Annotated in this window: 9 protein-coding genes; 2 read left to right on the forward strand and 7 right to left on the reverse strand. The window is 63.7% G+C overall.

The genetic code is table 11. The features are described from left to right. Nucleotides 1–233 precede the first annotated feature (233 nt). The 5 genes from ACOJB8_RS40135 to ACOJB8_RS40155 all read right to left on the reverse strand — a co-directional run bounded on the left by ACOJB8_RS40135 (nt 234) and on the right by ACOJB8_RS40155 (nt 7,584). Nucleotides 234–3,290: an efflux RND transporter permease subunit gene (locus ACOJB8_RS40135; protein ID WP_069265721.1), complete on the reverse strand. Its 3,057-nt coding sequence runs from the start codon at nt 3,288–3,290 to the stop codon at nt 234–236. Next, nucleotides 3,287–4,426: an efflux RND transporter periplasmic adaptor subunit gene (locus ACOJB8_RS40140; protein WP_475017756.1), complete on the reverse strand. Its 1,140-nt coding sequence runs from the start codon at nt 4,424–4,426 to the stop codon at nt 3,287–3,289. The genes ACOJB8_RS40135 and ACOJB8_RS40140 overlap by 4 nt, the downstream gene beginning before the upstream one ends. A 5-nt stretch (nt 4,427–4,431) precedes the next feature. Next, the gene (locus ACOJB8_RS40145; protein ID WP_475017759.1) at nt 4,432–5,880 is read right to left on the reverse strand and encodes a TolC family protein; all 1,449 of its coding nucleotides are present in this window, start codon (nt 5,878–5,880) and stop codon (nt 4,432–4,434) included. A 177-nt stretch (nt 5,881–6,057) separates the two neighbouring features. Then, nucleotides 6,058–6,972: a class I SAM-dependent methyltransferase gene (locus tag ACOJB8_RS40150; RefSeq protein ID WP_475017761.1), complete on the reverse strand. Its 915-nt coding sequence runs from the start codon at nt 6,970–6,972 to the stop codon at nt 6,058–6,060. A 300-nt stretch (nt 6,973–7,272) separates the two neighbouring features. Next, entirely contained in the window at nt 7,273–7,584 is a 312-nt protein-coding gene (locus ACOJB8_RS40155; protein ID WP_475017763.1) for a hypothetical protein, read from the reverse strand. Nucleotides 7,585–8,082: 498 nt separating this feature from the next. On the opposite strand from ACOJB8_RS40155, the gene ACOJB8_RS40160 reads away from it, so the two are divergent. Further along, nucleotides 8,083–8,238, forward strand: coding sequence for a hypothetical protein (locus tag ACOJB8_RS40160; protein WP_256094786.1), 156 nt, complete (start codon nt 8,083–8,085; stop codon nt 8,236–8,238). Between the two features lie 11 nt (nt 8,239–8,249). On the opposite strand, the gene ACOJB8_RS40165 is transcribed toward ACOJB8_RS40160, so the two are convergent. Then, nucleotides 8,250–8,474 carry a hypothetical protein gene (locus ACOJB8_RS40165; protein WP_069265725.1) on the reverse strand — a complete coding sequence of 75 codons (225 nt, stop codon included), beginning with the start codon at nt 8,472–8,474 and terminating at the stop codon, nt 8,250–8,252. Between the two features lie 315 nt (nt 8,475–8,789). Here ACOJB8_RS40165 and ACOJB8_RS40170 point away from each other — a divergent pair, with 315 nt between their 5' ends. Beyond that, the gene (locus ACOJB8_RS40170) at nt 8,790–9,893 is read left to right on the forward strand and encodes an MBL fold metallo-hydrolase (RefSeq protein WP_475017765.1); all 1,104 of its coding nucleotides are present in this window, start codon (nt 8,790–8,792) and stop codon (nt 9,891–9,893) included. 70 nt (nt 9,894–9,963) lie between these two features. Here ACOJB8_RS40170 and ACOJB8_RS40175 read toward each other — a convergent pair. Then, nucleotides 9,964–10,319: 4Fe-4S dicluster domain-containing protein (locus ACOJB8_RS40175; RefSeq protein WP_475017767.1), on the reverse strand; the 356-nt coding region annotated here is incomplete at its 5' end.

The raw sequence follows: 10,319 nt of genomic DNA on the forward strand, positions 1-10,319 counted from the left end.
GCAGGACGGCGGCTAAGGAAGAATCCAGGCGGGCGTCGTGCCGGTCAGGCAGAAATACGATTCGAAGGTCGACTACTACAACTGTCCAAGGCATATGCCCCTTTCGTGGAAACACGCGAATTCTAGTGACGACGCGCGAGCCGAGTCAACGACTAATTCAAAGATTTTTCTTTCGAATCTGTTACTGCGGTGGATGCAAATCATTTGCACACCTCTTCGTTTTGCACCCGCCATCACTCACCTGCCCCCTTTACTCGAAGCAGGAGGCGCAGCAGCACAGGCAGCACCAGCAGGACGAGCGGCATCTGCACGATCAAGCCCGAGATGATCGCGACCGCGAGCGGTTGCTGCATTGCAGAACCCTGGCCGATCGCGAAGGCAAGCGGCAGCAGAGCGAGAATGGCTGCGATGGTCGTCATCGCGATGGGCCGCAGTCGATTGCGACCCGCGGCCTGCAACGCCTCCTCCAGCGGCACGCCTTCGTCGCGTACGAGCCCCTGAAACTCGGAAACGTAGAAGATCGCGACCTCCGTCACGATGCCGACGATCATCGTCATGCCCATCATCGCGGAGATGTTGAGCTCGATGCCCGTCACCCACAGCCCGATGAACACGGCGCCGGTGGCGAGCAGCGGCATTGCCATCACCGCGAGCGCCACGCGAAAGCGCTCGTAGAGGAATAGCAGCAGGCCGAACACCAGCGCCACGGCCGCGCCGAACACCGCGAGCAGCCCCTTGAAGGCGATCTGCTGTTGCTGGTACAAGCCGCCAAGTTCGTAGTAGACGCCCGCTGGAAGGAGCGCGGGATCGGCAAGCGCGCGCTGCACGTCGGCGATCGTCGAGCCGAGGTCCCGCCCATCGATGCGCGCCGTCACCGCCACCATGCGCTTGAGGTTGTCGCGACTGATCTCGGGCTGGCCGCTCACGTGCACCGGTTCGGCCACGCGTGAAAGCGCGAACACGTGCCCATCCGGCGCGCGCAACGGCAGGCGCGCAAGTTCGGTGTCCGTCATTTGCAGCGCACCTTGCGCACGCACGCGCACACCAACTGTCTTCGGGCCGCTCTGGAACTGCGTCGCCACATTCCCGTCCAGCAGGTCGGAGACCTGCTGCGCGATTGCCTGCGGATCCATGCCCTCGGCAGCCGTGGCGTCGGGCCGGATGCGCAGATCGATGGCGTCGCCGGCAGGATTGATGCCGTCGTTCACGTCGACGATGCCGCCGATCTTGCCGATGCGTGCGGCCACACGTTGGGCGGTCGTGTCGAGCACATGGGAGTCGTCCGAGTAAATCTTGATCTGCACGGGCTGCGGAACCGCCGTGAGGTCGCCGATCAGGTCCTCCATCAACTGGGCAAGTTCCACGCTCACGCCGGGCACTTTTGTTTCGATCTGCGAACGGATCTCCTCCATCACCGTGTCGATCGGTTCGCGGCTACCGGACTTCAAGCGCACAAAGAAGTCACCCTTGTTCGGCTCGTTCAGGTCGCCGCCAAGTCCGGCGCCGGTGCGGCGTGAATACGTCGCCACATTCGGGTTCGCGCGAATGATCGCTTCGATTTGTTGCATCAGTCGATCGGTTTCGGTGATCGATGTGCCCGGTTGCGTGTGATAGTCGAGCACGAAACCGCCCTCGTCCATCGACGGCATGAAGCCGCTGCCGACCCGCGTGAACGCGAGCGCCGAAAGCAGCGCAAGCGGAACCACGAGCGCGAGCACCCACAGGGGCCGCGCACTCACGCGAGAGACGAGCCGCGCGTAGGTGCGATTGAGCCACGCGGCGAAGCGCGTTTCGCGATGCTCCTCGGCGTCTTTCGCCGTGAGCCAGCGGTCGCAGAGAATCGGGATGGCAAGCCACGTGACGAGGAACGAAATGAAGAGCGCGCTCGCCATCGTCACCGAAAGCGCCTTGAAGAACGCGCCGGTTACGCCCGAGAGAAACGCCAGCGGCACAAAGATAATGAGCGTTGCCGCGGAAGAGCCGGCGAGCGGCCGCGTGAATTCGAGCGCCGCGCTCATCACCCGGCCATGGAACGCATGCGCGCCGGCCTCGCGCATACGCCGCGCGATATGCTCGATCATCACGATGGCGTCGTCGATCACGAGGCCCACCGCCGCCGCCATGCCGCCGAGCGTCATGATGTTGAAGCCCATGCCGAACACGTCGAGCAGCAGAATGGTCGCGGCCATCACGATGGGCACGAGCGCCACTGCAATGAGCGTGATCTTCGTGTTGCGCAGAAATACGAAGAGCGTGAGCGCCGCGAGCACCACGCCAATCATGATGGCATCGCGCACGCTGGTGGCCGAGGCGATCACGAGCTCGCTCTGGTCGTACCAGTTCGAGAGCGTCACGCCGTGCGGCATCTGTGGGCCGAAGTCCTTCAGGCGAGCGCGAATCGCCTGCGCCATCGCCACGCTGTTTGCGCCGGGCTGCTGGTAGACGTTGACCAGCACCGCATCCTGACCGTCGGCGGTCACGCGGATCCATTGCGGCACGGTCCCCTGGGTGACGGTGGCCACATCGCGCAGGCGGATCTGCGTCGCGCCAGTGGACGACACGACCACGTTTTTCAGTGTATCGAGCCCGCTGAAAGCCGAATTCGCCACGACGAGAAAGAGCTTGTCGTGGTCCTCGATGCGCCCGGTGGCCATCAGCACGTTGCCCGCACCGATTGCACGCGAAATATCGCCCACCGAGAGCTTGTACGTCGCGAGGCGTGCGGGGTCGACGGCCACTTCGAGCTCGTCGCGCGCCCCACCCGTCACGTCCACGCGCGCCACGCCCGCCACGGAGGAAAGCAGCGGACGCAACTGGAACTGGGCGAGGTCGTAGAGTTGAGAAAGCGACAAGCGCGACGACGTCAGGCTGTATGCGAGCACCGGAAACACGGTCGGGTCCATCCGGCGCACCTGCATGCTGGTGCCGGGCGGCAGCGTCGCGAGGATCTCGGCAATGGCCGACTGCGCCTGCAACGTGGCTTGCGCCATGTCGGTGCCCCAGTCGAAATTGAGGGAGATCTCCGCCGACCCGCGGCTCGTGCGGGATTCGACGTCGCGCACGTTCGGCACGCGACGCAACGCTTCTTCCACCGGCATGGTGACGAGTGTCGCCATCTGTTCGGCCGGACGGTCGCCCGCGTCGAGTGAAATCACGGCGCGCGGAAAGGAAACGTTAGGAAAGAGCGAGATCGGCAGACGCAGCGCGGTGAGCGCGCCGGCAAGCGCGGCAAGCGCGATCACGAACAGCAGCGAACGACGGTGGCGCTGCATCCACTGGCTGAACGTCATCGCGCGCCGCCTTGCGCCACGCGCACGGCCATGCCGTCTTCGAGTTCGTAGTTGCCGACGACGACGAGCGGCCGCGAGGCGTCGAGCGCGCCATCCACGCCGTACGTATCGCCATGCTCGACTTTCACCTTCACGTCGACGCGGTGCGCCTTGTTGTCCGGCGCGACCTGAAACACATAGCTGCCCTTCGCATCCTGCAGTACCGCGGCGCGCGGCACGTTCCACCACGTGCCGGTCTGCGTGTCGATGTCGGCCCGCACGCGCGTTCCCGGCAGGAAGGCAGCACCCGCGAGCGGTACGTTCGCACTTACGTTCACGAGCTGGCTCTGCGCGTCGATGGCTGCGCCGACGAGCACGATGCGCCCCTGCGCGCGCTGCGACCCGAGCGAGGCGGACAGAGGGCGCAGCACGACACGGTCTCCGGCGTGCAGCGTGAGCGCGTCGGCGGGTTCGACGCCCAGCGAAATGTTCGCGGCATTGCCCGCGGCGCCGTTGAATGCAACGAGCTGGGCGAGCGCAGTGCCCGCCTGGATCCGGTCGCCCGGCACCGCAGCAAGCTGCGCGATGACGCCGGCCACTGGTGCCGTAATCGTCTTCGAACCCGGTGTGATGCCCGTCGCTTGTTGCGCAGCAAGCGCTTGCTGAGCGTCATCCAGCGCTTTTTGCGCCGCGGCGAGCTGCGATTGCGTGGCGAGACCGTCGTGAAAGAGCGAGCCCGTGCGCGCGAGTTCGCCACGTGCGAGCGTCGCTGCGCTTTGTGCCTGCGTATAGGCGATCACGGCGTTTGGATCGGCTTGCACGACGAGGAGCGCAGCGCCCTGCGCTACGGTCTGGCCGGGCTGGACGAGCACGCGCGTGACGCGTGCGAGATACGGCAGGCTGATGGACGTGGCGTTCGAGGCCGCGGACGCAACCGAGCCATACGCGACGACGGTTTGGGCAACCGGTTGGCGCATCACGCGCACGACCTGCACGGCGGCGGATGGCGCGGGCGTGCTGCCCGAAGCGCCGGCGTCATCCGCGCGCGCTGCATGCGGTGCGAAAAGCGCTGCGCCAGCGGCGAGCGCGGCCGCCGCGCCAAGTGCGCAGACGGCGACACGCGTGCGCGTGCCGGAAAGAAAGCGGTGCTCAGTCATGGAGATCAACGTGCAACGATGGTATTGGATGGCGCGCTTTCAGCAGTGGCGCCTCGCGCGGACGGAGCCTGATCAGGATCGGGGATCGCGCTGCCGAGCAGCGCCTGGAGGCCAATGCGTTGCTCAGCTAGCGCTTCGCGCGCAGTGGCCGCATCGATGCGACGCGAGAGCGCCGCAGTTTGCGCATCGACATACTGGCCAAGCACGATGTTGCGCGCCGCATAGGCGTCGCGCGCCTGCGCGGCGGCACGTTCGAGCCCTGGCAGCGCAGCGTCATCCTGATCGAGTTGATGCGCGGCGATCGCGCTGTCGGCACGCAGGTGGGCAATATCGGCGTAAGCCGCATTCAGGCGTGTCTGGTATTCGTCCGCGAGACGCTGCCGCGTGGCCTGCTCGATGGCGATATTGCCGCGATTGCGGTTGAAGACCGGCAGCGTGAGGTTGATCGCGAAACCACTCGTGTAGATCTCCGAGGTGTCGCGCTGGCGCGTAAAGCCCACGGAAAGACTTGGAAACTGGTTGAGGATCGCGGCGCGGTACTTCTGCTCCTGCGCCTCGTAGCCGGCCTGCAGCGCGATCAGATCGGGACGGCGCTGCGCCAGCATTGCAACCGCGGCGTCGAGCGTGCCATCGGGCATCGGCGTGACTGCTGTGTCGCCTGTGAGCGCCAGCGTCGTGTCGGGCGCGAGGCCGAGCAGCGCATTGAGGTCATGGTGCGTCTGCTCACGCGCGTGCTGCATGTCGGTGTACTGCTTGCGGGCGTCTTCGTACGCCGTGAGCGACGCGGTGACGCTGTCCGCCGTCACGTTGTGCTCGCTTGCCGCGTGCGCGGTGCGTTCGTAACGCGTGCGGGTCAGTGCCGTCTGCTGCTCGAGCAGCGGCAACACCTCATCCTGAAAGCGCGCTCTCACGTACAGCTGCTTCGCCTGCGCCACGACCTGCCACTCCTGCCAGAGCAGACCGAGGTCGGTCTTTCGAACCGTGGCGTTGGCGGACTTCGTGTTCGCGCCACGCGTGACAATCGCCATCACGTCCATGCTCAGACCGTAGCTGAACGCGCGCGACAACCCGACAGCGCCGGGATAGTCGCTGGAGACGCTCACCTGTGGATCCGGCAGAAGTCCCGCCGAAAACGCCTGCGCTTGCGCAATGCCGAGGTCGTCGCGTGAAAGTTTCAGGTCGGGATTGTTGGCGACTGCCAGCATCGCGACGTCTTCGATGTCGAAGCCGTTCGACGGATCGAAGCGGTGTGCCGCAAGCTCGGGCAATGGCATTTTCGCGGGGTCGATCTGCACCCGTGCGAGCGCGCCCTGCGTGATCAACGAAGGGCCCGTAGCCAACGGCTGCGCCTTGTAGCTTGCGCAGCCGGCGAGCAGTGCAGTGCCCGATACAACGGCGATGAGCGCAGCGCGCGTGCGATTCGGGATGCTGAAGTGAAAGACGCGCGGACACATTGCGCGAGACTGCGGGCTGGACAATATGGACTCCTCAAGCCAATCCCGCGCAGCATGAATGCGCGAGCATGGACCTGAACCCAAACGCCACACGTTGGTGGCGTTGCGGCAGGCATGCTGCGCATTCTGCAGGGTTAACGCTTATGCAATCCTTAAGCAGGCGTTCCCATCCGGTCTCTACGGCCGCTTCGCCGCCAGGTAGGCGATGCGCTCAGCGCCGAGCTGCGCTCCGCTTTCGAAAATCGCCCGCATCCTGACTTCCAGATACGCGCGCTCTTCGCGGGTAAATTCCTTTTCGAAGACCTCTTCCAGGCTGGGCGCCAACGGATGGGGCGAGGTACGAAGAAACGTTTCCCAAGGCAGGCTGTCTTCGGTTCGCACTTCGATGTGCAATTCCAGACGGATGTCGGTGAAGCCCGCGTCGATCGCGAAGCGCACGAGGTCGCGCTCACCATAATTCGTGATGGACAGTGAGCGCGCCTTCTCTTCCGTGTCCGGGAACTGCGCCGCCCGGCACCGAAGCAGCAAGGGAAAGAAGGGATCTTCCGCGTTGAACGCGCCGGAATCGACGAGTTGCTTGAGCATGCACACCTCGAGCGCTTCGTCACGCAAAATCGGCTCGGCGATGGCGAAGCGGCCACCCGGTTTGAGGATGCGGTAGATCTCTCGCATTGCAGCGGGCTTGTCTTCCACATACGCCAGCACCGCGCGCATCGTGGCGGCATCGACCGCCTCATTGGCGATGCCTGCCAGATTTTCGGCGCTGCCGTGTATGAATGCGCACTGCCCGCTTACCCCCAGGCTTCGGGCCCTCTCTTCCGTGTGCCGCAGCAGCGGAGCCGAAATATCGGTCATGAGCACCCGGATTGCGGCGCCGGCACGTTCAATCGCGCGAAACCCGACGAGACCATCACCCGTCCCGATGTCGGCCAATGTCATCCCGGGGCGCAGGCGGACGGAATCCAGCACACGGTCCGCGTACCTTGTGATCTCGGCGCGGACATCGTGCTCATGGGCGGGATCATTGCCATGGCGCTGCCGGTGGATCCACGTGGACCAGTTGTCCTGAGTGACGTCGTTCGTGAGTGGCAACAAAATGGATTTCCAGGGAAAACTTGAAAGACTCGCGCGATGGTAGCCTTGAATTCTGATGAACTCCTTATCTAAACGATATTCCCGACGTGGAGCCTTATTTTCGCGGTGCCAAAGGTGCGGTTTTTAGCCTGAATAAGAGTCGCTTTCATTCCATGACATACTGGCAATCATTTCAATAGCCACGCAAGCCCCGGGCACGCAGCGTCCGGAAACTCGGACCTGACCACATTTTTAAAACAGATCGTCGGGCGATTATGACCGGCGTTGACGCGAATCGAACCGCAGCTTATACGAGCCTTAAGTTGATTCGTTTTCAAAAAATAAATACTTCTTAAGTATTTGGAAGGTACTCCGATAAGCCGGGCGCAGTTCACGGTTTTTCTCTCTCTTTATTGGGGACCTTCTGATGACAATCCGGGCAGTTTCTAGCCAACCCGCCGCTTCCACAGCAGCGAATACCGGCGCGCAGAACCAGCAGGCGGCTGCCGCTACGCAACCTGCCAGCAAGACGCAGGCGCCGACAACGACGACGACACAGGCTTCGACGCCGTCGGCTTCGTATGCCGTTACGATCAGCAACGCCGCACGCGCAGCATTCGCCGAAGCCACCGAAACGTCGGTTCAGACCGCGCAGGAAGCCAACCGCGGAGACCGACAGGCTCAACGCCTGCTTGCGAAGGAACAGGCCAATAAGCTGGGGTAAGGCGCAAGGGCGTGCGACAGGCGTTGTCTGACGCCGGTTTTGCACGCCCTACCCTGTGGCTCCGTTTGCACGCTGCGCGAAAACCGCGACGTGCAAGTTCACAGCTTTGCGCAAGACCGCTTGATGCGCTCCAGGTGCTCCATCAAACCAGACGGATAAGATAACTTTTCTTATCGGAATAGTTCGTTTTCAACACAAAACTCCGCGCTTCAAAAACGCGCCGCAAGCGCCCGTCCCCTATCTTCAGCGACAATGGGAGCATCCTCGCGCGCTGCTCAAGGAACGAGCGCGCAGACGTGGGAAGCCTATGTAAACGCCGTGCTGCGCGACGTGAAACCGGGCGGCATCGTGATCGTGGGACTTTCGCCGAGGACGGTCCCGACCATTGCAGCGGGCTGCCCGTCATGCACTACAGCGCCGATGCGTTGCACGCCGAATTTGGCGCGCCCTTCACGCTGATCAAACAGGCACGCGAAGAGCCTCACACGCCGGGTGGCGCCACGCAGAAGTTCATCTACTGCATGTGCCTAAAGAGACTTCGTGAATGGGCCTGCCGTTGAGGCGGTACGTTTCAGGGCGCGAACGCGAGTGCCGCGTCTTCCGGAAGATTCTCGAGCGCGCGACTGCCGTCGCGCAGCGCCTCGCTCTCGCCGTTGAAGGTCGTTTCGCTGTATGCGATGAGTTTGAAGCCGCTACCCGCACTGCGAGGGATGGTGATGCCCCAATGCCACCCTCCTTCCTGTTCGAAGACATGCAGCTTCAGAGATGCATGCAATGTGTTTGATCGATTCGTCATGTCACGCCCTCCTTTGCGAAAGCGTCGAGGCAGCCGGCATTGGTCAGTGTAGGCATCATTTTGTTGCGGCGCAATAAATATCGACGTTGAGGTGCGATGCTACGCGATCGGGCGTCGTTATCGGGCAACAAAGGGAAACAGGCGGCAACGAGAAGCAACAAGCGGAAACAAAAGTAAACATGGCGTGCGGCGGCGCAGCGTCCTGCCGCAGTCATGTCAGCCCCTCAAAAGGACGTGGGCGCGCCCGCCACGTTCGCGCTATCCTCCGCGCGATGCGCGAAAGTATGCGCTCCCCATTTCCTTTGCGCCCCAAGCATGACCGAACGCACCGAAGCCATCCCCGAGAGCACGCCCGAGGTCGCATCCAATAGCGCGCGATCAACGCTGTGCTATCCCTATCCGGCCCCACCCGCGCCGGGCTCGACTCTCGAAATCGCGCCGGGCGTGCGCTGGCTGCGTATGCCGCTGCCCTGGGCGCTCGATCACATCAATGTGTGGCTTGTCGACGACGCCGAAGGTTGCGCCGTTGTCGATACGGGTGCGCGCACCGATGCGGCCACGGCTGTATGGCGCGCGATCTTCCCGCAAGGTGGCGAGGCGCACACGGCGTTCCGCGTGACGCGCGTGCTGGTCACGCACATGCACCCCGATCATGTGGGCATGGCAGGCTGGCTCACGCGCGCGTTCGACTGCCGGCTCTGGATGACGCGCACCGAATACTTCAACTGCCGTGTGGCCGCTGCCGACACGGGCCGCGAAGCGCCTGCCGACGCACTCGACTTCTATCGCCGCGCGGGCTGGAGCGAGTCGGCTATCGACGTCTATCGCGCGCGCTTCGGCCGCTTCGGCCAGCATATCCACGCGCTGCCGGAAAGCTTCCGGCGTCTGCAGGACGGCGAGGTCGTGCGCATCGGCGCGCACGACTGGCGCGTGATCGTCGGCATGGGGCATTCGCCGGAACACGCGTGTCTCTACTGCCCGGCGCTGAAGCTGTTCATTTCGGGCGACCAGGTGCTGCCACGCATCTCCTCGAACGTTTCGGTCTATCCGATCGAGCCCGACGCGGACCCGATGGCCCAGTGGTACGCATCGTTCGACAAGCTGCAACGCGAAGTGCCCGACGACGTGCTCGTGCTTCCCTCGCATAACGACTGCTTTTACGGGTTGCACGCGCGCATCGAACGCTTGCGCCAGGGGCAGGACAAGAGCCTCGCGCGCCTGCGCGGCACGCTCGCCGAACCGCGCCGCGCCGTTGACGTGTTCGGGGCGCTGTTCGCGCGGCGCATCGGCGAGGACGATCTCGGGCAGATGAGCCTCGCAACCGGCGAGAGCCTGGCGTGCCTGAACTACCTGATGTATCGCGGTGAAGTGAAACGCGAGCTGCGCGACGACGGCATGTACTGGTATTCGCGGACGTAAAAAATGGCAGGAAAGGCGCACTACGCCTCTCCTGCCACAAGTCGGATCGACGGCAGTCGCCGCCCGGCGCTTACATGTTCGGGTAGTTCGGGCCGCCGCCGCCTTCGGGCGTGACCCATACGATGTTCTGCGTCGGGTCCTTGATGTCGCAGGTCTTGCAGTGCACGCAGTTCTGCGCGTTGATCTGCAGACGATCTTCTTCCTGATCGTCTTTTACGAACTCGTACACGCCTGCGGGACAGAAGCGCGCCTCTGGGCCTGCATACGTCGCGAGGTTGATGCCGACCGGCACCGTCATGTCCTTGAGCGTGAGGTGCGCCGGCTGGTTCTCCTCGTGATTCGTGTTCGAGATGAACACCGAAGACAGACGATCGAACGTGAGCTTGCCGTCGGGCTTCGGATACTCGATCGGCTTGCACTGCGAAG

Source organism: Paraburkholderia sp. BR10141 (assembly GCF_056155635.1).

Coding starts and splice junctions, on each gene's coding strand:
- ACOJB8_RS40135 (WP_069265721.1), bottom strand. CDS start 3,290: ATGACGTTCAGCCAGTGGATGCAGCGCCACCGTCGTTCGCTGCTGTTC.
- ACOJB8_RS40140 (WP_475017756.1), bottom strand. CDS start 4,426: ATGACTGAGCACCGCTTTCTTTCCGGCACGCGCACGCGTGTCGCCGTC.
- ACOJB8_RS40145 (WP_475017759.1), bottom strand. CDS start 5,880: ATGTGTCCGCGCGTCTTTCACTTCAGCATCCCGAATCGCACGCGCGCT.
- ACOJB8_RS40160 (WP_256094786.1), top strand. CDS start 8,083: ATGCACTACAGCGCCGATGCGTTGCACGCCGAATTTGGCGCGCCCTTC.
- ACOJB8_RS40165 (WP_069265725.1), bottom strand. CDS start 8,474: ATGACGAATCGATCAAACACATTGCATGCATCTCTGAAGCTGCATGTC.
- ACOJB8_RS40170 (WP_475017765.1), top strand. CDS start 8,790: ATGACCGAACGCACCGAAGCCATCCCCGAGAGCACGCCCGAGGTCGCA.